18 protein-coding genes and 2 pseudogenes are annotated in these 23,343 nt (G+C 50.2%); 10 read left to right on the top strand and 10 right to left on the bottom strand.

The window, feature by feature from the left end; translation table 11 throughout:
- Nucleotides 1-23 precede the first annotated feature (23 nt).
- Nucleotides 24-422 (top strand): zf-TFIIB domain-containing protein, encoded by a 399-nt coding sequence (locus MHH62_RS12215; protein ID WP_073844972.1) that lies wholly within the window; start codon nucleotides 24-26, stop codon nucleotides 420-422.
- Nucleotides 423-546: 124 nt separating this feature from the next.
- Here the strand turns inward: MHH62_RS12215 and MHH62_RS12210 are convergent, their stop codons facing one another.
- On the bottom strand, nucleotides 547-828 hold the full coding sequence (locus MHH62_RS12210) for a DUF411 domain-containing protein (protein WP_181125140.1): 282 nt from the start codon (nucleotides 826-828) through the stop codon (nucleotides 547-549).
- Nucleotides 829-1,061: 233 nt separating this feature from the next.
- On the opposite strand from MHH62_RS12210, the pseudogene MHH62_RS12205 reads away from it, so the two are divergent.
- Nucleotides 1,062-1,908: pseudogene (locus MHH62_RS12205) on the top strand (IS66 family transposase); the annotation flags it as partial.
- 761 nt (nucleotides 1,909-2,669) lie between these two features.
- On the opposite strand, the gene MHH62_RS12200 reads toward MHH62_RS12205, so the two are convergent.
- Together MHH62_RS12200 and MHH62_RS12195 are read right to left on the bottom strand one after the other, a co-directional pair.
- Entirely contained in the window at nucleotides 2,670-3,344 is a 675-nt protein-coding gene (locus MHH62_RS12200; protein WP_019818115.1) for a heavy metal response regulator transcription factor, read from the bottom strand.
- A 495-nt stretch (nucleotides 3,345-3,839) separates the two neighbouring features.
- Nucleotides 3,840-5,183 carry an OprD family porin gene (locus tag MHH62_RS12195; protein ID WP_024073368.1) on the bottom strand — a complete coding sequence of 448 codons (1,344 nt, stop codon included), beginning with the start codon at nucleotides 5,181-5,183 and terminating at the stop codon, nucleotides 3,840-3,842.
- A gap of 392 nt (nucleotides 5,184-5,575) precedes the next feature.
- Here MHH62_RS12195 and MHH62_RS12190 point away from each other — a divergent pair, with 392 nt between their 5' ends.
- The 7 genes from MHH62_RS12190 (at nucleotide 5,576) to MHH62_RS12160 (ending at nucleotide 15,403) form a co-directional block, all read left to right on the top strand.
- Nucleotides 5,576-6,847, top strand: a complete 1,272-nt coding sequence (locus MHH62_RS12190) for a TolC family protein (protein WP_131672237.1) — start codon at nucleotides 5,576-5,578, stop codon at nucleotides 6,845-6,847.
- Nucleotides 6,848-6,914: 67 nt separating this feature from the next.
- Nucleotides 6,915-8,159 (top strand): efflux RND transporter periplasmic adaptor subunit, encoded by a 1,245-nt coding sequence (locus MHH62_RS12185; protein WP_024073370.1) that lies wholly within the window; start codon nucleotides 6,915-6,917, stop codon nucleotides 8,157-8,159.
- A 24-nt stretch (nucleotides 8,160-8,183) separates the two neighbouring features.
- Complete coding sequence (locus tag MHH62_RS12180) at nucleotides 8,184-11,336, top strand: CusA/CzcA family heavy metal efflux RND transporter (protein ID WP_024073371.1); 3,153 nt, start codon at nucleotides 8,184-8,186, stop codon at nucleotides 11,334-11,336.
- Nucleotides 11,337-11,485: 149 nt separating this feature from the next.
- Nucleotides 11,486-11,812, top strand: a complete 327-nt coding sequence (locus MHH62_RS12175; RefSeq protein WP_019818112.1) for a DUF2790 domain-containing protein — start codon at nucleotides 11,486-11,488, stop codon at nucleotides 11,810-11,812.
- Nucleotides 11,813-12,601: 789 nt separating this feature from the next.
- Nucleotides 12,602-13,021, top strand: coding sequence for a GtrA family protein (locus tag MHH62_RS12170; protein ID WP_024073372.1), 420 nt, complete (start codon nucleotides 12,602-12,604; stop codon nucleotides 13,019-13,021).
- Nucleotides 12,987-13,970, top strand: a complete 984-nt coding sequence (locus MHH62_RS12165; protein ID WP_024073373.1) for a glycosyltransferase family 2 protein — start codon at nucleotides 12,987-12,989, stop codon at nucleotides 13,968-13,970. Before MHH62_RS12170 ends, MHH62_RS12165 begins: the two co-directional genes overlap by 35 nt.
- Nucleotides 13,964-15,403, top strand: coding sequence for a glycosyltransferase family 39 protein (locus MHH62_RS12160; RefSeq protein WP_019818109.1), 1,440 nt, complete (start codon nucleotides 13,964-13,966; stop codon nucleotides 15,401-15,403). Before MHH62_RS12165 ends, MHH62_RS12160 begins: the two co-directional genes overlap by 7 nt.
- A gap of 187 nt (nucleotides 15,404-15,590) precedes the next feature.
- Here the strand turns inward: MHH62_RS12160 and MHH62_RS12155 are convergent, their stop codons facing one another.
- The 4 genes and pseudogenes from MHH62_RS12155 to MHH62_RS12140 all read right to left on the bottom strand — a co-directional run bounded on the left by MHH62_RS12155 (nucleotide 15,591) and on the right by MHH62_RS12140 (nucleotide 19,913).
- Nucleotides 15,591-15,821, bottom strand: a complete 231-nt coding sequence (locus MHH62_RS12155) for a hypothetical protein (RefSeq protein ID WP_019818108.1) — start codon at nucleotides 15,819-15,821, stop codon at nucleotides 15,591-15,593.
- 612 nt (nucleotides 15,822-16,433) lie between these two features.
- Nucleotides 16,434-17,849 (bottom strand): heavy metal sensor histidine kinase, encoded by a 1,416-nt coding sequence (locus MHH62_RS12150; protein WP_339232999.1) that lies wholly within the window; start codon nucleotides 17,847-17,849, stop codon nucleotides 16,434-16,436.
- On the bottom strand, nucleotides 17,846-18,520 hold the full coding sequence (locus tag MHH62_RS12145; protein ID WP_019818106.1) for a heavy metal response regulator transcription factor: 675 nt from the start codon (nucleotides 18,518-18,520) through the stop codon (nucleotides 17,846-17,848). The genes MHH62_RS12150 and MHH62_RS12145 overlap by 4 nt, the downstream gene beginning before the upstream one ends.
- A gap of 486 nt (nucleotides 18,521-19,006) precedes the next feature.
- Nucleotides 19,007-19,913: pseudogene (locus MHH62_RS12140) on the bottom strand (cation diffusion facilitator family transporter).
- Between the two features lie 833 nt (nucleotides 19,914-20,746).
- Here MHH62_RS12140 and MHH62_RS12135 point away from each other — a divergent pair.
- Entirely contained in the window at nucleotides 20,747-21,502 is a 756-nt protein-coding gene (locus tag MHH62_RS12135; RefSeq protein ID WP_019818104.1) for an NAD(P)-binding domain-containing protein, read from the top strand.
- A 485-nt stretch (nucleotides 21,503-21,987) separates the two neighbouring features.
- Here the strand turns inward: MHH62_RS12135 and MHH62_RS12130 are convergent, their stop codons facing one another.
- The 3 genes from MHH62_RS12130 to MHH62_RS12120 form a co-directional block, all read right to left on the bottom strand.
- Nucleotides 21,988-22,212 carry a hypothetical protein gene (locus MHH62_RS12130; RefSeq protein WP_019818103.1) on the bottom strand — a complete coding sequence of 75 codons (225 nt, stop codon included), beginning with the start codon at nucleotides 22,210-22,212 and terminating at the stop codon, nucleotides 21,988-21,990.
- Nucleotides 22,213-22,295: 83 nt separating this feature from the next.
- A complete protein-coding gene (locus tag MHH62_RS12125; protein WP_019818102.1) occupies nucleotides 22,296-22,901 on the bottom strand; it encodes a DUF3275 family protein in 606 nt (201 codons plus the stop codon).
- A gap of 77 nt (nucleotides 22,902-22,978) precedes the next feature.
- Nucleotides 22,979-23,314 (bottom strand): hypothetical protein, encoded by a 336-nt coding sequence (locus MHH62_RS12120; RefSeq protein WP_019818101.1) that lies wholly within the window; start codon nucleotides 23,312-23,314, stop codon nucleotides 22,979-22,981.
- Between the last annotated feature and the right edge of the window lie 29 nt (nucleotides 23,315-23,343).

Genomic DNA, 23,343 nt, shown 5'->3' with positions numbered 1-23,343 from the left:
CTCATTCGCTGGAGGAGAGAACCATGCACTGCCCAGTTTGCAAAGAAGTACTGTTGGTAATGTCGGAACGTCAAAACGTTGAAATCGACTATTGCCCGCAATGTCGAGGTGTTTGGCTTGACCGGGGAGAACTCGACAAGATCATCGAGCGTAGCCAGCAGGAAGAACAAGAAGCTCGTTTTCTTCCACAGAGCGTATCTCAGTCGCTGCAAGGTACACCTCCGTCTGAACCTGTGTATGCCCAGCCGTCTTCTGGCCACCATGACAACAAACGCGGCACTAAGCACGGCCACTCCGCGCCGCAGCCTGGTCACGGTGGTGGTTGGCGGGACGGATATCAGAACGGCCATCAGAATCAGTCGAGGCATCAGGAAGAGCAGGTTTATCATAAGAAATCGTTTTTACGGGAAATTTTCGACTAATATTTGCTTGGATACAGCGATCCGCTAATCAGACTCCAGCCGGAAGATTTGATCAGCCGGCTGTAGCTTTTTCGAAACCCGGTATCCGGTATTCAACCAGTTTAGTAGAGCGGTTCCTCAGCCACTAGCGGGCCCGAAAATCCTGTAAAACCGTCTCTCCCCTTGACTTGCTCATCCCAATTACCGGGTAGGCGCTGCGTCGGTCACCTGACTCCATTCCGAGCGATCCCACGGGCATACCGAAGGCAGCTATTCCGTCCAGATTGGCTCGTCGACTTAGTTCAGCAATTTGTGTGACCGGAACATGGCCTTCGACGAATTTCCCACTTACAACTCCCGTGTGGCACGACGCCAGATTTACGGGTACGCCGAGCTTCTCGTTCATATCGCTAATGTTGTTTTCCATATAGTCGACCACTCCTTCAGATAAGCGATCCACCTGGTCCAGCAGCCACAGTTAGGGGCTTTGTAGACGGCAATTGATTACGCTGCCTGTAACAATGAGGCTGCATTTAGCGTTGCAACGAGTGCAATGACTTGAACGGTCTTTTTGAATGAATTCATGGCTGATGCTACTTAACGAAGAGAAAGAGAGGAGGAGTTAGCGTGCATAGCCTCACCGACGGTGGCCAGATGGCCGTGACTGGGGTTCAGTTCCAGCCGCTGGTTGATGCGCTGCGCGACGTGGTTCTCGGGCAGCAGATTATTCAAGCCGATGAGACACCTGTGCAAATGCTCATGCCGGGAACTAAGAAAACCCACAGTTCTTATATTTGGTCCTATGCCACCAGCCAGTTCTCGGACGCGGCAGCGGTGGTTCACGACTTCAGCCCTAGCCGCGCCGGAGAACACGCTCGCAACTTCCTGAATGACTGGAAGGACAAGCTGGTCTGCGATGATTGTGTCGGTTACAAAGCCAGCTTCGAACTAGACGTGACCGAGATCGGGTGAATGGCTCATGCGCAACGTAATTTCTTTGAGCTGCACGCTAAGAATAAAAGCACGCTTGCGGAGCAAGCTCTGCGTTATATCCAGTTGTTGTACGAAATTGAAAGCGAAGTCGCGATCTGGGGCCGGATTTACGACTCCGAATACGGCAAGAAAAAGCTGTACGGGTGATGAATATGCTGCACGCCAGGTTGATTGCCTAGCGTGACCTCGTGCCTGAAGTCTCAGCCATCAGCAGAGCACTCGATTACAGTCTCGAACGCTGGGCAGCGCTGTCGCGCTACCTCGATGACGGGGCTGTACCCATAGACAATATAACTGGGCAGAGAACCAGATCCGATCATAGGGCCTTGGGCGCAAGAACTGGCTCTTTGCAGGGGCCTTACGCAGCGGAAAACGTGCGGCAGCGATCATGAGTCTGATCCAGTCTGCGCGCCTGAATGGTCATGATCCGTATGCATATCTGAAGGATGCTCTCACGCGGCTGCCGACGCAGCGGGCGAGTGAAATCGATCAGTTGCTGCCGCAATCTTTTTAATCACGCAAGGCGTGATGCCCGGACGCTTATGGCGATACTCAAGCTAATGCAAAAGTTCTGACGATTGAGCAAGTGTGACGGCTTAACCCGACGGCAAGGGGAGGTGTCGAATATCGTCAACCATCAACGCAAAACGCCGTAATCGTTTCAATATGTAGCTTTCACTGTAGAGTTTAAAAGCGTTATGCAATGAGCTTGCAAGGTATCTAGAGAGCCGGAGTGATTCACTTGCTCGCCTTCAGAGATCATAGAGTATGCGACCTTTAAGTCACGACCGTATTGTCCACTCCATGGCATGCTTAGGCTTCATGCCCCGGTAGATTTATCATATCCACACGCAACTACATGGATATGTGCGCCGTGGCACCGTCACGTAGTTCGTCTCACCAGATTATGAGAGTATCAACTGATAAAAATCCACGTTCCTTGAACTACACTTTATCATCGGCAACTACGTTACTCACAAATACCTAAAGTGAAAGCGGGTCTGAACGCTTCCACATACATTGGACACTGAAATCCAGCTTGTGGATAAGCATTATCGAGCGCTGTTTCGGGGGGGTATGGTGTTTTTTCGCACCACGGTTTTGGACCGGTAGGCGAGTTGAAAGCTTCGATTAGCAAGTTTTTTGCGCGCCGAAATGTATATCCGACGCGGTAGGCCAGAAGCGCCAAGTGAAAGACAAACTTGGATGAAACCTGAAGTGCCCGTGAGTCGGCGAAATCACAGGAGCGTATGTGATTGCTTCAAGAACAGCACGCTAGCGTTTTTCTAGAACATATCCTACGCCTCTGAGTGTATGTATCAGTTTGTTTTCAAAAGGATCATCCATCTTGGCTCTTAATCTTCTAATTGAAACTTCTACAACATTTGTATCGCAGTCGAAATTCATGTCCCATACCTGAGATATGATCTGTGTACGACTCAGGACAATTCCCGTATTTCTCATTAAATAGTGCAGAAGTGCGAATTCCTTCGTTGTTAAGTCGATACGCTGACCGTCTCTAAACGCCCTATGACGGCTTTGATCCAGCTCCAGATCGGCTACGCGAATGATCTCAACAGATGCTGGATTATCAGACCTGCGCATCAGTGCGCGAACTCGAGCAAGCAGTTCCGGGAATTCAAAAGGCTTAATTAGGTAATCATCTGCACCATTCTCTAGTCCTCTGATTTTATCAACCAAGCGACTTCGAGCAGTAAGCATCATAATTCTACAAAGACAATTGTTTCTTCGCAACAATTCAAGTACCTGCCACCCATCCATCTCCGGCAGGTTGATATCTAGGATGATTAACTCGTACATATGTTGTTTGGCCAGAAAAAGCCCGTCGTATCCGGTATGTACGCAATCCACGATATAACCGCTCTCCGTAAGGCCTTGGCGCACATATTCGGCAGTTTTTACTTCGTCCTCAATTACCAGAATTCGCATTGGATTTTGTCTCGATATGACTGAGCTGTTTTAACTACGCGAATGCGCTGTCATCATTGGCAGGAATGATAATTCAAAACCACTTGGGTGGGGGCTAAATAACGTACTTGTAATCAGTGAGCAATACACTTGATAACATCGCGATATATTATATCGTGGCTCGGACCAACCAGTTGCGGGTTATTTCTCTACTGCTGAATTGACCTTATGAAATGTTGGGTTGTTTTTTTTATTATGGCCATTTTATTCCGTGCAGATGAGGGCGATTTTTCTCATGCTGAAGAAGGCGGTCACTGGTGCAGTCATGAACTCCATCGGGACGCGGTGCGCGTACTCGAAGATTTACTCGAATTTTAGGTAAAAAAAAGCGCCCCAGGGGGGCGCAAAATATTCACCTTTTACCAAAGGAGCATTTAAGCAACTCAAGGTGAATTCTTTAAGCTCGCTATTTTTGTTTTAGGCGAGTCACATGAATAAATCGATCTTGTTTAGGGCTCACAGTATCGAAAGTGGATATTCAACGATCAGGCGTACTTCATCCAAGTCCGATTCGAATGCAGTGGCACGAGTATTTGCTTGACGTAATCGCAAGGAAAGATCTTTCGCCGCACCTGTTTGTACGACGTATTTGACTTCAATATCACGCTCCCAACGTTTTTGATTCGTGAGCGGATCGCCGTTACCATCAGTGCGCATATAGAATTGATTGGCGTTCGAATAGTCTGCACCAGAACCTCTGGCATAACGAGTCATGAACGATAGCCCCGGAATACCGTAGCTGGTCATGTTCAAGTCGTAGCGCAGCATCCAAGAGCGTTCCTTCGGTGAGTTGAAGTCGCTGTACTGTATTGAGTTGTCAACGAAGATTGAGTCTGATTGACGAAGGTAGTCGAAGTCGTCATCGCCATTGTTTCGCTGATGAGACAGTGCAAGAGTATGCGCACCGTACCGGACGCCGAGCTTGGCGCTCCATATATTGTTGTCGAATTCGCCCAGGCGCTTCTTGCCTTCATCTACAGCTTTGTAGTAGTTGAATCCGCCGATAAGCGTCAAATCATCGCTGAGTGGGTAAGTGAGGCTGCTACCGGCATAGTATTGATTCCAAACATCCTTCAATTGGCTGGCGTAAAGGCTCACCGTGATGTTGTCGTTGACTTGGTAATCACCGCCGCCGTACCCAATCCAAGGCGAGTTGACCGGGCCGGCATAAAATGTGGCAAAGTTATCGTTCAAGTTGCTGGAACCAGGCTGGCTCATCGCATGCAGTCGACCACCCTGCAAGGTTAGGCCTTGAATGCTACTATTTTCGACCGTCACGCCGCGGAAACTTTCAGGGAGTAAGCGAGAATCTCCCGATGCCACGACGGGTGTTGCGGGGAAAACATCTCCAACCTTTACGACAGTATCAAACAGCCGAAACTTCGCTGCTCCACCCACCTTAGTGTATTCATCACGTGCTTCGCCGTCACCGTTAACAGGCAGCACGTCAAAGCTGCTACGGCCACCGTTGCGCCCGCCACCAGTATCAAGCTTGATGCCAATCATTGCAAACGCATCTATACCAAAGCCCACAGTGCCCTGCGTAAAACCAGAGTTGAATTTAGTGATTATCGCATGTGCCCAAGCTTCGGAATAACCGTTGGTATTGCCTTTGCCGCTGTTGAAAGTCGGCGCAGATGCATCACGATTATCACGATTGAAATAGAAGTTGCGGTTTAGAACAGTAAGGCTGCTACCTTCAATAAAACCTTCTGGTTTACCTTCCGCTTGTGCCGTGAGGGCATAGCTTCCAGAAAAAGCTGAAACCGCAGCCAAATACAAAGTTACTTTGTGTCTCATGCGATGCTCCTTTGATTACGGCAGTTTTTATTATGATTTACCTACGCGGGTATAGTCTGTTGTTTTGGCCCGGTGGAGCACTTAGAATAGCGCCTGGGTCATATTTGCAGATCAAAGATAACGAGTCGGTGACGGGGTGATTACAATTCTGTTATCAGGTATTTCCACCGTTGCAGGGCTTCCAGAATCTTTTTCACTAAATCCCTGCGTTTCGCCTGAAAGCTTTCTATTTCGACTATCCCCCCAGGGTTTCTAACGAAATTGTAATTTTATAGCCACCCCTCTGATAGTGATCGCTGATTAGAGTGCCATCACCTGATCCAGAGGAGCTTGGCAGCTGTTTAGGCGTTCTCGCCAAGCTTTATCAAAGTTTGTGCATGAGGACTATCAAAGTGCCCTGGTATAATCACATTGCTTTATCTAAAACCCCCATCTTTCCTTTGAAAGTCTTTGTGTTCTGTATGGTCTTGTCTGGATTGTGGGTGCCTGCCGCATTTGCCCAGAGTCTCAGTCTGGCTGAAGCGCTTTCGACGGCAATAGACGCTAACCCCGATCTTGCAGCAGCACGTCAAGAGATCGGAATCTCTGAAGGAGTGCGCAAGCAGGCTGGACTCATCCCCAATCCTGAAATTTCTTATCAAGTAGAAGACACCCGTCGTAATACCAGCACGACGACTGTCGCGCTTAGTCAGCCGTTAGAGTTGGGTGGCAAGCGACGTGCTCGTGTCGAGGTTGCAACCTACGGTCAAAGCGTCGCGCAGTTAGAGCTGGACCGTCGAGTCAATAGCCTTCGTGCAGATGTTGTTCAATCTTACTACGCTGCTTTGAGAGCTCAGACCGGCTTGAATCTGGCAAAACAATCATTGGAGCTCACCGAACGCGGTCTGCGCATCGTCGATGGACGGGTGCGTGCCGGTAAGTCCTCGCCGGTGGAAGCCACGCGCGCTCAGGTGCAACTGGCTGAAGCCAAGTTACAGGTAAGGCGCGCTGAAACCTTGAAGTCAACGGCTTACCAGCAATTGGCCCAGTTAATAGGCAGTTCGGTCACTGCATTTGATCGTCTTGACTCGCCAGACCTATCTCCCGGCAAGCCGCCGCAAGCTACAGAATTACTGGCGAAGCTCGATCAAACCGCAGATATGCGTCAAGCGCTTGCTCAAATAGATAAGAGCGATGCCTCACTAGGCGCGGAAAAGGCGCAGCGCATCCCGAATCTCACCGTGAGTGTTGGTAGCCAATACGACCGCTCTATTCGCGAGAGGGTCAATGTCGTGGGGCTGTCGATGCCTTTACCGCTGTTTGATCGCAATCAGGGCAACATTCTTTCCGCTTCTCGCCGCGCAGATCAGGCCCGAGACCAGCGAAACGCTGTTGAGCTCAGGCTACGTTCCGAAACTCAAACCGCAGTGAATCAGTGGGCTACCGCCATGCAGGAGGTCGAGTCCTATGACAAGACGATCCTGCCTTCAGCTCAACAGGCCGTGGATACCGCAACTCGTGGATTTGAGATGGGCAAATTCGGTTTCATCGAAGTGCTGGATGCTCAGCGCACCTTGATAGTTGCTCGTGGCCAGTACCTCGACTCTTTGGCGGCTGCGACCAATGCGCGTGCTCAAGTGGAAAGGGTGTATGGCGACGTCGGCTTGACTGCCAATACGCGCTGAACAGGCCAGGCATTTTCCTTGTATGCGTCTTTGAATAAGCCGGTACCTAAGATCAGCAGGAGTAGCAATGGATAACAAACGCAAGATCGCGCTCGCGGTAATCGCTGTGGCAGTCCTCGGATTTGGCAGTTTCGCCTGGAACTCCAGTTCCGAGCAGCCTCCAGTCAGTAAGGCCGAACATGGCACTGAAGATGGCCATGAGAGAACTGCTGTAGCACCTGCTAAAGACGGGGGGGATGAAGGTCACGGTGAGGAAGGCCACAGCGAAAATGCCAATGAGGAAGAGGGCAAGATGACGCTTAGCGCCGAGCAGATTGAGGCTGCGGGCGTCGTTCTGGAAGCAGCTGCTCCCCGTGAGATTAGCACTATTGTGACTTTTCCTGGCGAAATACGGTTTGATGAGGACCACACCGCACATGTGGTACCTCGCGTTCCTGGAGTTGTTGAAAGCGTTCAGGCGAACCTGGGCGAGTCGGTCAAGAAGGGCCAAGTCCTTGCGGTGATTGCCAGTCAACAGATCTCGGATATGCGCAGTGAGCAACAAGCTGCACAGCGACGTGTTGAGTTGGCACGCTTGACTTTTGACCGCGAGAAGCAGTTGTGGCAGGACAAAATCTCCGCCGAGCAAGATTACCTTCAGGCGCGACAAGCTTTGCAAGAAGCTGAAATATCACTGGCCAACGCTAAGCAAAAGGTCGGAGCAATCGGCGCTTCGGTCAATTCTGCAGGCGGTAACCGCTATGAACTGCGTGCGCCTTTCGACGCAGTTGTAGTGGAAAAGCACCTGACCGTCGGTGAGGTGGTCAGCGAGGCAACCAATGCTTTCATCCTGTCCGATCTTAATCAGGTGTGGGCAACTTTCGCGGTTCCTCCTGGCGATCTCGGAAAGGTCGTGACTGGCCGCTCGGTAAAGGTTTCTTCTCCTGACATGAAGGCTGAGGTCGAGGGCAAGGTGGGTTACGTAGGCAGCCTTTTGGGCGAGCAGAATCGTGCAGCGCCCGTCCGTGTCACTCTGACCAATCCCAATGGGGCCTGGCGACCGGGGCTGTTCGTGAGCATCGCAGTCACGTCACAAACTGATCAAGTTGCTGTAGCTGTTCCAGAGTCAGCGGTGCAGACCGTCGAGGAAAAAACTGCAGTTTTCGTGAGGACCACTGAGGGCTTCGACACTCGCAGGGTAACTCTAGGTCGCCGTGCCGGTGGCTATGTGGAAATAACCGAAGGCCTCCAATCGGGTGCCCAAGTGGCAACCAGTGGCAGCTTCACGCTCAAGTCTGAGCTTGGCAAAGCGTCTGCCGAGCATGGCCACTGATGCGAATTTACAGGATGATTTCTTATGTTTGAACGTATCATCAGATTCGCCATTGAGCAGCGCATCGTAGTAATGATCGCAGTTCTAATCATGGCCGGTATAGGTATCTACAGCTACCAAAAACTGCCCATTGATGCGGTGCCTGATATCACAAACGTCCAGGTGCAGATTAACACTGGCGCCCCTGGTTACTCGCCGTTGGAAACCGAACAGCGGATCACGTTTCCAGTTGAAACGGCCATGGCCGGTCTTCCGGGCCTTCAGCAAACCCGATCCCTATCTCGCTCCGGCTTGTCACAGGTCACCGTGATCTTCAAAGACGGTACTGACATCTTTTTTGCCCGCCAACTCATTAACGAGCGTTTGCAGGTTGCAAAGGAACAGTTGCCAGATGGGGTCGAGGCCGTCATGGGGCCTGTATCCACCGGGCTTGGTGAAATCTTCCTGTGGACCGTTGAAGCGGAAGATGGCGCACTCAAAGAAGATGGTACTCCTTACACTCCCACCGACCTGCGAGTGATCCAGGATTGGATTATCAAGCCGCAGCTGCGCAACGTCCCTGGTGTTGCCGAGATCAACACCATCGGTGGCTTCGCCAAGCAGTTTCTGATTGCGCCGGACCCGAAGCGGTTGGCTACCTACAAGCTGACACTTAATGACCTGGTAGTTGCATTGGAAAGCAACAACGCCAACGTGGGCGCCGGTTACATCGAGCGTAATGGTGAGCAGTTGCTCATTCGTGCGCCGGGTCAGGTAAGCAATATCGAAGATATTGCCAACATCGTAATTACCAGTGTAGATGGCACGCCGATTCGCATCAGCAACGTTGCTGAAGTCAGCATCGGTAAAGAACTGCGAACGGGGGCTGCTACTGAGAATGGTCGCGAAGTAGTACTCGGTACCGTATTTATGCTGATTGGTGAAAATAGTCGTACAGTGTCCCAAGCTGTGGCCACCAAATTGACCGACATCAACCGCACCCTGCCGAAGGGCGTGGTTGCTGTGACCGTTTATGACCGTACCAACTTGGTTGAAAAAGCCATTGCGACGGTGAAGAAGAACTTGGTGGAAGGCGCGATTCTGGTAATTGCTATTCTCTTCCTGTTCCTCGGCAACATCCGCGCAGCACTGATCACCGCAATGGTGATCCCGCTGTCCATGCTATTTACCTTCACAGGTATGTTCAACAACAAGGTTAGTGCAAACCTAATGAGTTTGGGAGCACTCGACTTTGGCATTATTGTAGATGGTGCCGTGGTTATAGTAGAAAACGCGATCCGCCGACTGGCTCATGCGCAACACAAGCATGGTCGCATACTCACCAAAGCAGAACGCTTCCATGAAGTCTTTGCCGCTGCAGGTGAAGCTCGCCGGCCACTGATATTTGGCCAGTTGATCATCATGGTAGTGTATCTGCCGATCTTCGCCCTAACCGGCGTCGAAGGAAAAATGTTCCACCCCATGGCATTCACTGTCGTAATGGCGCTGCTGGGGGCAATGATTCTTTCCGTAACCTTTGTTCCTGCTGCTATCGCCATGTTCATCACTGGCAAGGTCAAGGAAGAGGAGGGCGTGGTAATGCGCACCGCCCGACAGCGCTATGAGCCGATACTGCAATGGGTTCTTGGGCACCGGAACATTGCGTTCTCGGCTGCAGTAGCTCTGGTCGTACTTAGCGGTATACTTGCAAGTCGTATGGGTAGCGAGTTCATTCCCAGCCTTAGTGAGGGCGACTTTGCGATGCAGGCTATGCGAGTGCCCGGAACGAGCCTTACTCAGTCCGTCGAGATGCAACAGCGCCTGGAGAAAGCGGTAATAGCGCAGGTCCCAGAAGTAGAGCGGATGTTCGCACGCTCGGGTACTGCAGAAATCGCATCTGATCCAATGCCGCCTAACGCCTCTGACGCCTACATAATGCTTAAGCCTCAGGATCAGTGGCCAAATCCCAATAAGCCTCGTGATGAGCTGATCGCTGAGGTGCAGAAAGCCGCAGCAGGTGTCCCGGGAAGCAACTATGAGTTGTCCCAGCCGATCCAGTTGCGTTTCAACGAGCTGATTTCGGGCGTGCGTAGTGACGTTGCGGTGAAAGTTTTTGGCGATGACATGGACGCGCTCAACAGCACCGCCAACAAAATCGCGGCATCGCTTAAAGCGGTACCGGGCTCATCGGAGGTCAAGGTTGAGCAGACTTCCGGCCTTCCTGTGTTAACCATCAACATCGACCGCGAAAAAGCAGCACGCTACGGTTTGAACATCGCGGATGTGCAAAACTCAATTGCTATTGCTGTGGGTGGCCGCCAGGCAGGTACATTGTATGAGGGCGATCGTCGGTTCGATATGGTGGTGCGACTGCCTGAGACCGTGCGCACTGACGTAGCGGGTATGTCCAGCTTGCTGATTCCTGTGCCTGCTAATGTTGCTCAGGATGCTAATCAGATAGGGTTCATTCCTCTGTCCCAAGTCGCTAATCTTGACTTGCAGTTGGGCCCGAACCAGATCAGCCGCGAAAATGGGAAACGGCTGGTAGTAGTTAGTGCAAACGTTCGAGGCCGTGACCTAGGCTCGTTCGTTGAAGAAGCGACTAAGTCGCTGGCTACTGTGCAGATCCCAGCAGGCTACTGGACTACCTGGGGTGGCCAGTTTGAGCAGTTGCAATCAGCAGCCAAGCGTCTGCAGATCGTTGTTCCAGTCGCATTGCTTCTGGTCATGACACTGCTGTTCCTGATGTTCAACAACTTGAAGGATGGCATGCTGGTCTTCACCGGAATTCCATTCGCACTCACCGGCGGTGTAGTTGCACTGTGGTTGCGGGATATCCCGCTGTCTATCTCGGCGGGAGTTGGCTTCATTGCGCTGTCCGGTGTGGCAGTTCTAAACGGCCTGGTTATGATTTCTTTTATCCGCGGGCTGCGGGAGGAAGGACGTACCCTCCGGCAAGCGGTAGATGAAGGCGCGTTGACACGGTTAAGGCCCGTTCTGATGACAGCCCTAGTCGCATCCCTCGGATTTATCCCGATGGCTCTCGCAACAGGTACCGGTGCTGAAGTTCAGCGGCCACTGGCGACAGTGGTGATTGGCGGGATTCTTTCGTCTACCGTGCTTACTCTGTTGGTGCTTCCTGCTCTGTATCAATGGGCACACCGCAAAGATGATGATGGTGATGAAGCGGGTAGCTGATAGCCCATAACAGAAGCCCACAGCAACGTTGTGGGCTTTTCATTCTGGATATTGTTGTCACCTTTCAAAATTGTAAGTTTACCGTCATGCCGGTGATGCCTGTGAGTTGATAAGGTTACTCCCAATAAGATTGATATTGAGAGGACCTTATGAAAAAGCTTATCATTGCGGCAGCCCTAGCTGTTTTGCCTATAGTTTCACAAGCTACTACGTTTTCCGAAAAGAAGCAGTTGCAATATATTCAGGAACATCAGAACGCCGTGGCTAGCTATGCGGCGAAAAATAATAAGCCAATACCAGAGATTCAGGACTACAAGTATGGAATGAAGATTGATGTTGCAAAATTTGTGCGTCAGTCCCAGGATCCCCGTACTTGCGAGGTGTATCAACGGTTGATGACCTACGAAGACTCGCGGGGTGAGCTTAATACGATTCGTTATTCTTTGTTTTCCCAATGTGTCAACAACAAAAATTGAATGCATCGATAGGATTTTTAGAGGCCATAGAAAAACGCCAGGCGATGCCTGGCGTTTTCTATGGTCCTTGACATGTTTTAACCAAAGATTGTCAGTCCTTGCCCCCCTCCCCAAAAGTAAGTCAAGTCCAGCTAAAAAATTTAGGCCGGCGAATTTGCACTCAGAAGCAGCGAATTTTGAAAAAAACTGATTTCTGTGACATCCAGGCAAAGCATGAGCACTGACTCAGTCGAAGTGCGGCTTGATAAGGGTGTTTATTGGAAAGTTTATAATTGGCTCGGGGCTTAGGCTTACTTAAAGACTTAACTCCGGATAATTGCTTTAGGTGAGTCCTCAGGCTTTGAACGAAAAACGAAAGTCGATGGTGTGGCAGCAAGTTCTGGGTCGTACTAGCTTGCTACCCAACCAAAAATAAACACTGAATATATGGGCTTAGCTCGACGACACGTACGTTTAGCAGGTTGCTTCTTGTTTAAACTGATGGGCGCTCGTGAGAAAATGGATCACTGGTTGGTAAGTTGATACTTAATTGGTGTAATTATTGGTGTCGTTACTGGTTTTCATGTTTTGAGAAAGTGCTTAATTGTCCAAGATCTAAAGTGCCATCATGTATATGCTCTTATCAGAATTGTAATCTCTGGATCATGCTAGAGTTATTTGTTCAGTTTATTATTAGGGTTTTTTGGTGTTTGTTGGGTGGCACAGCTATTGTCGAGGTGCTGCATCATTTAGTTCTGAAATTACATGCAGTTCACTTTTTTTTCACTTCGGGTTGTTTAGTCTTTGTAGATGGAAAATACAAGCATGTCGATCATAGCTTTGCTTATTCGTTATCTAGGCATTGGATTCGTAGCAACCGGGGGGCACTATTTTGTATTTCTCCTGCTTATTGTAAATGGAGTTACTGATCCAGTGTTAGCCAGCGTTGGCGGAGGCGTGATAGGCGCTATTATTAGCTATATTGGTAATAGAAGGCTCAGTTTCGTGGCGACGGGAATTTATAAGCTTCAACCTATCAGGTTTGTACTTGTCTCGTTGGCAACTAATATCGGTAATGGTGTAGGTATGTGGGTTCTGATTAAATTCAATCTCTCACCGCTTGTCTCTCAGATTTTAGTGACTTTAACCCTAACTGCGCTCGGATTCACTGCGCATCGTTTCTGGACATTCAATCATGCGGACATCACATCGGCTTTCCGAACGCGCTGACCCCTTGTTAACAATAGTGGTTCCTTGCTTTCAAGAAGAGCAAACCATTCCGGAATTTCACAAGCGCATCACCAGAGTTGTAAAGCGCCTGCCTGTTTCGTGCGAGATTCTCTATGTCGACGATGGTAGTAGCGATCAAACTGCAGACCTACTTCGACACTATCAAGATGGATCAAATGTACGATGCCTGTTCCTAAGTCGGAACTTCGGAAAAGAGGCTGCGTTAAGTGCAGGGATCGACCATGCACGCGGTAGCGCATTGATCTTCATTGATGTCGACCTTCAGGATCCACCTGAACTCATCTCGAGTATGGTATATCATTGGCAGATGGGTTACGACGTTGTGAACATGCAACGCGACTTGCGAACTGGCGACTCCTGGCTAAAACGCACGAGTGCACGTAGCTATTACTGGATCATGCAGCGCCTGGTGGAGAAAGTTGATCTTCCGGTGGATGTCAGTGACTTCCGTCTGATTGGTCCTGCTCCATTGGCCGCCTTAAGAGCGCTGGACGAACGCTCCAGAATTCTTAAGGGTTTGATCGGCTGGGTAGGCTTTCGCACCATTGAGTTACCCTACAATCGCACTTCCCGTCATGCCGGCAATACCAAGTGGAACGCCGCTAGCCTGCTGGACCTAGCCATCGAAAGTATTCTCAGCTTCTCCCGCAAGCCGCTTCGTATATTCAGTCTCATTAGCTTCAGTTTCTTTGTCTCCAGCATCTGCTACCTGCTCGCAGTACTGGTAGCAGGCTCCTTTGACATCCATCACCTGCTTGTCGGAATTGCTTCATTCATGTGCGTGGGTGTTGCACTGGTGGGCGAGTACGTAGGCGTAACGCTCGCGGAGGTCAAACGCCGCCCCCTTTATTTTCTAAATAGTAATAATGAAGCGCGACCCATGACTATTCATCCTCCGGCTTCCTCACTCGAGGGTAAGAAATGCTGAATTTGAAAAGCGAGCGAACATTGTGGTTCATCCTGAGTTCGATTCTGCTTTTGCGTCTCCTGGGGCTGGGCGTATATCCCCTGATGGATACCTCTGAAGCACGCTACGCTGAAATGGCACGCAAGATGGTTGAACTGAGTGACTGGGTGACTCCGATGTTCGATTACGGAGTTCCATTTTGGGGCAAGCCACCGCTGTCTTTCTGGACCCAAGCGGCGAGCATGACGGTATTCGGCACCAATGAGTTTGCTGCTCGATTCCCAGCCTGGTTTCTCCACTTGGCAAGCTGCTTCATCATCATCAGGCTCGCGACACAGGAGGTATCGCGCAAGGCGGGCATTTGGGCAGCCATCATCTTTTCCGGCACGGCGCTGGGCTTGGTGTCCAGTGGTGTTGTGCTGACTGACCCCGTTTTATCGTTCTCGATCCTGTTGGCCAGCTATGGTTTCTGGCGTTGGATGAAGTGCGCAGGCAAAGGGGATGCCTACCTTATGTTCTTAGCTCTCGGCTTGGGCCTGCTTGCTAAAGGGCCACTGACCTTGGTACTGATGGGCGCGCCAGCATTTTTTTGGATCGTCATCTACAAGCAATGGAATCGGGTATTGAGGCTTCCTTGGGTAACGGGGATTGCTCTCATGTTAGGTATATCAGTGCCTTGGTACATTGCAGCCGAAATGAAGACGCCGGGTTTCCTTGAGTATTTTTTTGTCGGCGAGCACTGGAGCCGATATGTTGTAAGTGATTGGGCCGGGGATCTCTACGGGAGTGCTCACGCCAAGCCCTACGGCACCATATGGATTCAGCTTGGCTTAGCGTTGCTTCCTTGGACTTTCTTTCTACCCCTCGTTATTAGCAGGCGTGGGACGATGCAGCGCTTCGATGTATACCTTTGGCTTTGGGCATTGGCGACACCTGTTTTCTTTACTTTCTCTGGTAACATTCTCTGGACCTATCTTCTTCCTGCTCTGCCTGCATGGACGCTACTCCTTGCCGAATGTATCAGCGAAGTGGGCAGAAAGACTGCTTGGGCTGCTGCAGCGAGCGCTCTGATGCTGCCAGTCGCGGGCGCCGGTATTATCTATAACGGTGTGCTTGAGGATCGTCCTCAGAACCAGCGAGATTTAGTGCAGGCCTGGCTGGATGTGCAGTCGTCTCAATCGGGCCCCCTGATTTATCCTGGCCGCCGCTCGTATTCGTCGGAGTTTTATAGCCGGGGAATGTCCAAAAGCATCAAAGATCCTGACAAGTGGCCTCGCGACAGATCGTTCTACCTTTCCAGGCGTTTGCGCGACAGCGATTCTGATCTACCTGTAGACGTTGGTTGCAAAATAATCACTGAAACGAACGCGAGCCAACTGCTTCTATGCCGCTGGAAGGACACTGCACAGGATGGTGAAAATATTCTAGGAGATAGTGCTACTGGCTCCCGTTGAAAGTAAGAGCCCGGCGAAGAGAGTATTTAAATTTCTAGCTGCTTTTCAGTTTAAAGTGAATAATCCATCTCAGGATTTATCTTTGATGCTGAAAAATTATTTAATAAGTACAATTAGGGAGAGGTTGCTAAAAAGCCAGATATTAATCTGGCTTTTTGTCGATGGCTTTGATCGTGTTAATTGTTTTTTACTGTCTCTTAGTTGTCGACTTGCTGCTAATGCCCTTAGGTTCTTTCTGTTTTTCTTGAGCAATTTTCTGCTTACTTTTCTCCGATACATCAGGACCCCATAGACGAGCTTGCTCGGCTCGGAAGTTATCTTTGAAATTTTTGGTTCGCTCGAAACCGTCTTCAGCAAAAGCGGAACTCATAAATCCAGTCAGTACGATACCAATAGAGAGGAGTTTTATGAATTTCATTGTGCCCTCGATGTTTACTAGGTCTGCTTAACTAGCAGCCTTTGTGGTTTGATAGTTTAGGATTTTGAAGCTAACAGCAGGGTGAGGGAATCATTACAATTTCGTAATTTATGCGTTTGGTGAAACGGTATAAATTTTGTGTTTGTGAAAGCTCCGAAGCAGGCTATTTTTCTTTCATAACCTTTAATGTGATATCTAAGCCATTGATGTTTTTGGATTTTTTGCCACTAGTGGAAGCTAGCCATAAACGATCTAAAGACTGTGTAGCAGCGATTGGATATTTTTGTTTACGCATCGAAGCTAACGGCTAGATTAGCTGGCATCTCAAATGCGGCGCCGTTGGCGGTTAGTCAAACTGGCTGTCGAATTTTTTTGACTCCGTCTGTGGTTCACTCAGAGGGGCGTGAAAGAGTTTAAGGCGGGGGGGGGGGGGGGGGGGGGCGTGCCGATAAGGTCGCGTTATATGTGGCTGCTCGCCATATTTTCGGGTAGGGCTGCCTTCCCCTCTAGACGTCGAGCTAAAGACCAAAACAATACGGCAGCCCTCAGGCATTAAAGCTTTCAAGTAAAAAAGAGAGCTCTTCTAAAATCGGCCCCCTCCATATACGGGACCTAGGCTGCGCCCATTTGCGTTTGCTTCATTTGGGTGTAGGGAAAGTTGAGGTGAAACCAGGTAAAATTCTGATCAGTCACTTCTACGCTCGCAGAACCCTGATGCAATCCCATAATTGACTGTACTATAGCTAGGCCCAGACCCGTACCACCTTCATTTCGTGCTCGGCTTTTGTCTACACGGTAGAACCGCTCGAACAAATGCACCTGGTGTTCCTTGGCGATTCCGCGCCCCGGGTTACCAACACTCAAGGTAGTTCCGTTAGCACCGCGTTGAACTTTCACGTAAACCGTCCGGCCTCTTGGGCAGTAGCGAATCGCGTTCGAGACAAGGTTCGAGATGGCTCGTTGAATCATTATCTGATTGCCACGCACCACGCCATTTCCTGTGAGCTGGAGTTGTATTTCGCCTTCTTCGGCCGTAATGCTGAAGAGGTCGCAGACCCGCTGAATTTCGTCGAGCAAACAGACATTTTCGAATTCTACCATTGACGCGGGGTGGCTGACCTGGGCTAGAAATAGCATGTCGGAAACCATTCGACTCATGCGGTCCAACTCTTCCGTGCACGACTCCAAGACTTCTCGGTACTCAGGAAGAGACCTTTCCCGGGTCAGCGCAACCTGAGCCTTACCCATGAGATTGGACAAAGGTGCACGCAGTTCGTGAGCAAGATCGTCCGAGAACTGCGATAGCTGCTGAACCCCATCATCTAGACGCATCAGCATGATATTGATTCCATCGCCGAGCTTCTTCAGTTCTGCCGGCATCCCCTTCGTTGGTAGGCGATGATCAAGGCTCTCGGTGGAAATTTTCGAGGCAATCCTCAAGAACTTGGTCAGAGGCAGTAGTCCTCTGCGCACAGTCCACCATCCAATGGCCAAGATCAGCAAGAGAATAAGAGGCGAGACCATCAGCGCCCAGGTTAGCAATGCATCGAGCAGGGCTTGGTTGGCTGACTGGTCCATGGTCATGAACACACTAACTTCGGTTCCATCGCCTAGATTCATTACTCGCGAAGCGCTAAGTAGCGGGCGACCCGTGGAGTCACGCCACTCGTGCTGTTTAACCTGCTCGGTTGGCTTGAACTTGTGCACTTCCAGGTTGACTGCCTTCGAACCTATTGAGAGCAGTGGAGTTTGCGTTTGTCCTGACTCAAAGATGCTGACGTACAGATTATTGTGCCCCATGACCAAGTCAACTAGCTGGTGCGCGTCTGGATTGACATCAGCGATACTAGTGATAGCGGATAGGTTGTGAGTCATACCCGCCATTTTCACTTCGAGGTCCATTCGGGAGTTTCTCTCGAGAGCTTGGCTCACCATCACATACCCAAAGGTGGCGAAAAGGAGGAGCAGCGCTGCGCTCATCAAACCGACTTTGAATCCCAGCTTCACAGCCAGACTGAACGGCCTCATGCGCGCTCCTCCAGAACGTACCCTATGCCTCGAAGTTTATGTATGAGCTTGGTCTCAAATGGATCATCGATCTTCGAGCGTAATCGCCGGATAGAGACGTCAATAACGTTATTATCGCAGTCAAAGTTCATGTCCCATATCAGCCAGATGCTCTGAGAGCGTGTAAGTGCTTTGCCAGCTCGACTAATGAGAAGGTGCAGGAGAGCAAATTTCTTGGTGTTGAGGTCTATGCGTGTAGATCCACGGAACACCCGATGGCGCACAGAGTCGAGCTCTACATCCGAAATTCTCAGCGCGTTTTTCTCAAAAAGCTCGTCGCCACGTCTTTGCAGCGAGCGCATGCGAGCAAGCAGCTCGGGAAACTCGAAGGGCTTGACGAGGTAGTCATCTGCGCCACCGTCCAAACCCTTGAGCTTGTCGTTGGTTCGTCCCCAGGCAGTCAGCATAATGACGCGGACCCGGCTGGTTTCTCTAATGACTTCCAAAAGGTCCAAGCCATTGATGTCAGGGAGGTTCACATCGAGAAGCAGAAACGAATAAATATTAGTATTGAATAAGTGAGCGGCATCAACACCATTGTTTGCTATATTTACGATGTACCCGCTTTCAGAAAGGCCCTGCTGAAGGTATTCTACGTTTTTGGTTTCGTCTTCCACAACTAGAACGCGCATAACTTATCTCAGGATGTGAGTAAAATAATAGTCCAATCGGCCGCCAGTGTGGTTATACGCTGATTGGTAGTACTGCTGTGTGCTTGGTGTTTAATTTCATTATTTATTTTCATGCGCATTACATTAACTCAATAATAACTGATCCTAGCGCGAATTGGCTAAATGCGCGTAAGCTTTGCAAATTTGTAATTTTTGCGCAATATTATTGATAGTTATGATAAATTGATTGTTTGGAATAATCGAGAATCTGTCAATGGTAAGGTTTTTAAGGCCAAAGCTGGCGGATGCCTTCAGTGCGCGTAGCAGGCGAATCTGCCTGAAGGCTCCTTTAATATTGGCCGCCGGTCAACTCGATTAGTCGTTAAATTTAGAGGTGGCAGTAATGCATATTTAAAAGCGCGTATAGTCTTGGGGAACGCATCTTAAGTCGATTTTTCTTAGGGCTTCTGCCTGCAAATACAACAATTAGCGTCATCAAAAAAACGACTAGTGTGAAGGCTTCGGAGCATTATCATGAAAGGCTGCTTGCTCCATTTGAATCGTGCAGTGATGAATTTCGAACGATTTACTCACCGCGTCAATGACTGATGCGAGAATAACATCTCGATTTAATGAATCTCGCACGACTACGTGCGACGTCAGGATATTGCGGCCACTACTTAGAGCCCAAACATGCAGATCATGGACCTCCATGACCCCATCTACTCCAAGTATCAGGGACTCTATTTCCGCAATATTGAGATTGTCGGGTACCCCTTCCATAAGTACCCCCCAAGCTTTCGCGCAACAACTGCCAAGTACGTGGAAACACCCATATACCGATTGCTACGGCGACAATCGTATCGACCCAGCTCCAACCTGTAAATCGGATGACAAGTGCCGCTATGATCACGCCCAATGAACCAAGCATGTCGCTCCAGACTTCAAGATAGGCTCCCTTGAGATTCAGACTTTCACTGCTGGCAGAGGAGAGCAGACGCATCGATATCAGGTTCACAAAAAGACCCCCAATTGCGATCCACATCATCGCACCGGTAGCAATCTCCGACGGTACTAGCAAGCGCTGATACGCCTCGTACAAAATGTAGGCAGCGACCATAAAGAGTAATAAGGCATTGAACGTTGAGGCTAGGATCTCTATGCGAGCATATCCAAAAGTCCGTTTCTGGTCCGCTGGCCGCTTGGCTATTTGGAGAGCAATCAGTGAAATTGCCAGAGCAGCAGTATCTGTGAGCATATGTGATGCATCAGACAGCAGGGCTAGGCTGCCGGTAACGCATGCTCCGATAACCTCCGCAATCATAAAAATACCAGTCAGGGCAAGCGCCATGAGTAGTTTTTTCTGGTGTCCTTCACGTAGAGCGGCACCGCCATGAGCGTGATTGGATCCCACATGCTTCTCCTTGCCTAATGTAGTGGTTGGCTTCAATCTAGATTCTCATCGCTACAAACAAAAACACAAATATGGATCCTACCTTTCAGAACGGCTAATAAAACTCATTTAAACTAATTGTAGTTTAGGATGAAAGTATGTTGTTGGTATGCGATTTTTTGCAGACCTGCGTCTCCTCTAGCCGGCGATACGGTGCTAGTCAACAGCCTACTTTGACACGGCTCAAAAAAAGAAGGTTCCGCTGGGATTGTGTCAGAATTGTAATTCTGCTGTAGCTATCTCGTTATCCGTCGTCAAAAATAATACGGCTAGCTAAAAATTTACGCTACGTAGCGGTGTCGCTAAGCACAGACACGAAATTACCTCAAACTCCTCGCAACGCTGCTGAGTAACATAATTACCTAGTTTTTTAACGCCGGCCGCGGTCAATATTTTCATCGCAAATTCTGATTCCTTAATCACTGAACTATCTCGTAAGGAAGAAACCGCGGGTTTTGAAATGATGCTCGGCGATACGGAGCTCGAGAGTGCCGTTCGATGTGAGGGGTTAGGTCGATGACACCGTTGAGATGCGGAACGGACTGAGGCTTAACCATTAACACCGATTGTCGAAAGTGGTCGTCGCTACCGACCCAAAAGGGGCGAATGGCGGTAATTTGGATGCCGCTAGACGCTGGCATCGTGTGCCGATTACCGACAGCGTAACCTTTCATTCTTGAAGAGTCGTATTTACCTGAGTCAAGCGACATGCGTGCTCACCCCAGATCGCAGCGGCTTTGCGACACGCTTGATTCATTCGCACACCTAGCCAGGTAGCAACTTGAATATTGGTTGTGGGTGAGGAGGTTATTGAAGTGAAAATCGGAGTTAGCGGCGCCGGCAATATTGGGGCTACCCTTGCCCGCAAGCTCGTCGCGTGCGGCCATGAAGTTAAGCTGGCAAATTCGAAAGGCCCCGAAAGCCTTCAAAACCTGGTCAGTGAAATCGGCGCACACGCTGTGACCAAGGAAGAGGCAGTGTCCGAGGTAGGCGTTGTGATCCTCTCGATACCCTTCCCAAAATATCCAGATCTCAAACAGACGTTAAAGAATGTCCCCGAGAAAGTCGTTGTCATTGACACGTCCAATTACTATCCGGGACGCGACGGGGCAATCATAGAAGTTGACGACGGCAAGCCCGTGAACGTTTGGGTAAGCGAGCAGTTTAGCCGCCCGGTCATTAAGGCTTGGAACGCCGTCCTTGCAGCGACTCTTGCCGACAATCGGCAACCAACTGGATCTTCGACACGCATTGGCTTACATGTAGCAGGGGATGACACTCATGCAGAGGCCGTCGCGCAGGATCTCGTTGAGGATACGGGCTTTATCGCGCTTGCCGCTGGTAGCCTTGAAGATTCGTGGCGTCAGCAACCAGGAACACCAGCCTACTGCACCGAGCTAACATTGCCGGAGCTGAAGATGGCGCTGGAGGCGGCAGACAAGGTACGGGCACCTCAAAACCGAGACGCACTTATCGCAAAATTTATGGTTCCCGGCAGTCAGTTTACAGATGAGCAAATTGTTGCCACAAATCGCGCTAGGACGGCCTGACTACCGGATTAGGCGGGATTCTTTGCTAGAATTTCGCCTAATTGATCTAGTCGCTAAACTCATCTCTTTACGTAAACAGGGCACTGCAGACGCGTGCCTAACTCAGCGTCTGGATGAGGCCGCGAATTTCCTAACCTGTCCTGTATCGCGGCCTAGGCCACGTCACGTTGTTCAAGCATCCGCTCAATCTCAGCGCCAGCTAAAGCGTCGCAAGCGTGCGGCGTGGTCTACTACCGATCTCAACTATTAAGGCGTTGGCGTCAGGAAGGCGTGTTTACCGGACGCTTACCTTCAAGGAATTCCGGGCAACACAGAAACAAGAACGCCGATTTGATTGATGATGTTCGTGCGAGCAAACACATCTAACAAACCGGCGTTCTTATGTGCGATATTATACTTTTCTTCCTTTTTGGGAGGGCTTTTCTGTCGTTAACACAAAGCCTGATGGTGATGCCCTCCAGATCGATCTGACTCCCCGCGCCAAACTAGACCGTCTCGTTTTGAAATAGTGGGCTGTGCCCAGTGAGAAAGATTTGCCCCAGGTATTTGGGGCGAAGGGCAACGGCGCCATCGGCTTGTTCTGCCGTCATTTCGAGCTCCTCTACGAAGAAGTCCCAAAGCTCCTCATTCGTCGATACCTCGTTATTGGCGAGCTGATCTTCGATGTTTTCAAGGATTTGTTGGGTCAGGTTATTGAAGATTAGATTCATGTGCTGCTCCTGTTGAGTCGAGGAGCGCCCAGGAGGGAGCCTCTCATGAATGTGCCGATTGGCTTGGCGTATCGCCGGCATCGTTAGGTATTGGAGATATTCCATACCTGCAGTTTGAAGTTGTGTAAATAGCCGAGCTCCGAGAGCCGACTGCACTGTTGGCGTAGTTGCTGACGATCAACAGTTGTGTCCAGCCTGACTGTATAGCTTAGAGGCCAGATTGTGCCGAACAACTCGGCATCTGCCTCGAGGTCGTTGGTTGCGCCGGTCGGGGTCATCCCGAACGGGGCATCCTCTTTTGATACCTGTTTATTGGTGGCCGGTAGGGCGGGCGGATTATTACGCTGCACAGGCTTGGAGAGGTTGGAAGAAGACTCTTCATCCATAGGGTCAGGCTCGTTTGGCGAGAGCCTGGCGGCGTCTTCTGGTGTCAGATTGTCGACGTCGTCGAGGCTCATGCTTTCCAGCCTTGCACGGATCTCAACGATCAGGCGGCCTGCTGTGGAGTAATACGAAGGACGGATCTCCGTTATCAGAAAGTCGCCTCGGTATTTGCCTTCATCGTACTGATCGAGGAGTGCGTCTTTGATCACGAACTCACCGATAGAGGTCGAAAGCCGTCCGACGTTGAATTCGCCATTACGGCCGCTGATGGTACGGATGGCCAGTTGGCCGGGGATGTTGATCATGGGCAGCTCCACACTGCTACGAATGAAAAAAGCCCGACAGGTGTCGGGCTTTGGGCAGTGCTGTGATTGTCGAAGGATTACGGGCAAGAAGTATGAGTTTCTTCCTTGAGTGAGATGTACAGATAGAAAACGCCTGGCGGTGATTCTATACGGTCAAGTTTTAGGTCCAGCCAGACTCGATCAGTGCTATTGCCGGCAGGCAATAAACGATAGAGGCCGAAATGGATCTGTGTGCTGTCAGGTTGCAAGTGCAGTTCTCGGTAGGCCTCCAGGACAACTTCGCCCAGTCGCTCACTGACAACACTTGCATCCTGAGGGTTTTCAATATGCACCGCTTCCTGCCAGGCCCGGGGTGTTAAAACGACCGGGAGCTTGAGCAGGTCAGACGACACGAGGTTAGTGGTGCTTTGCATGTTTATCTCCAGGTGTGAGAAACCACCCG

It is taken from the genome of Pseudomonas sp. FSL L8-0168, assembly GCF_037976155.1.
In the GTDB taxonomy this organism is placed as follows: domain Bacteria; phylum Pseudomonadota; class Gammaproteobacteria; order Pseudomonadales; family Pseudomonadaceae; genus Aquipseudomonas; species Aquipseudomonas paracarnis.
The sequence above is the reverse complement of the archived record's forward strand: the minus strand, read 5'-3'. Positions and strand labels throughout refer to the sequence as shown.

Bases quoted from the DNA above. Each gene is read 5' to 3' on its own strand.
- MHH62_RS12215 (WP_073844972.1), top strand. From the start codon at position 24: ATGCACTGCCCAGTTTGCAAAGAAGTACTGTTGGTAATGTCGGAACGT.
- MHH62_RS12210 (WP_181125140.1), bottom strand. From the start codon at position 828: ATGGAAAACAACATTAGCGATATGAACGAGAAGCTCGGCGTACCCGTA.
- MHH62_RS12200 (WP_019818115.1), bottom strand. From the start codon at position 3,344: ATGCGAATTCTGGTAATTGAGGACGAAGTAAAAACTGCCGAATATGTG.
- MHH62_RS12195 (WP_024073368.1), bottom strand. From the start codon at position 5,183: ATGAGACACAAAGTAACTTTGTATTTGGCTGCGGTTTCAGCTTTTTCT.
- MHH62_RS12185 (WP_024073370.1), top strand. From the start codon at position 6,915: ATGGATAACAAACGCAAGATCGCGCTCGCGGTAATCGCTGTGGCAGTC.
- MHH62_RS12180 (WP_024073371.1), top strand. From the start codon at position 8,184: ATGTTTGAACGTATCATCAGATTCGCCATTGAGCAGCGCATCGTAGTA.
- MHH62_RS12175 (WP_019818112.1), top strand. From the start codon at position 11,486: ATGAAAAAGCTTATCATTGCGGCAGCCCTAGCTGTTTTGCCTATAGTT.
- MHH62_RS12170 (WP_024073372.1), top strand. From the start codon at position 12,602: ATGGAAAATACAAGCATGTCGATCATAGCTTTGCTTATTCGTTATCTA.
- MHH62_RS12165 (WP_024073373.1), top strand. From the start codon at position 12,987: ATGCGGACATCACATCGGCTTTCCGAACGCGCTGACCCCTTGTTAACA.
- MHH62_RS12160 (WP_019818109.1), top strand. From the start codon at position 13,964: ATGCTGAATTTGAAAAGCGAGCGAACATTGTGGTTCATCCTGAGTTCG.
- MHH62_RS12155 (WP_019818108.1), bottom strand. From the start codon at position 15,821: ATGAAATTCATAAAACTCCTCTCTATTGGTATCGTACTGACTGGATTT.
- MHH62_RS12150 (WP_339232999.1), bottom strand. From the start codon at position 17,849: ATGAGGCCGTTCAGTCTGGCTGTGAAGCTGGGATTCAAAGTCGGTTTG.
- MHH62_RS12145 (WP_019818106.1), bottom strand. From the start codon at position 18,520: ATGCGCGTTCTAGTTGTGGAAGACGAAACCAAAAACGTAGAATACCTT.
- MHH62_RS12130 (WP_019818103.1), bottom strand. From the start codon at position 22,212: ATGAATCTAATCTTCAATAACCTGACCCAACAAATCCTTGAAAACATC.
- MHH62_RS12125 (WP_019818102.1), bottom strand. From the start codon at position 22,901: ATGATCAACATCCCCGGCCAACTGGCCATCCGTACCATCAGCGGCCGT.
- MHH62_RS12120 (WP_019818101.1), bottom strand. From the start codon at position 23,314: ATGCAAAGCACCACTAACCTCGTGTCGTCTGACCTGCTCAAGCTCCCG.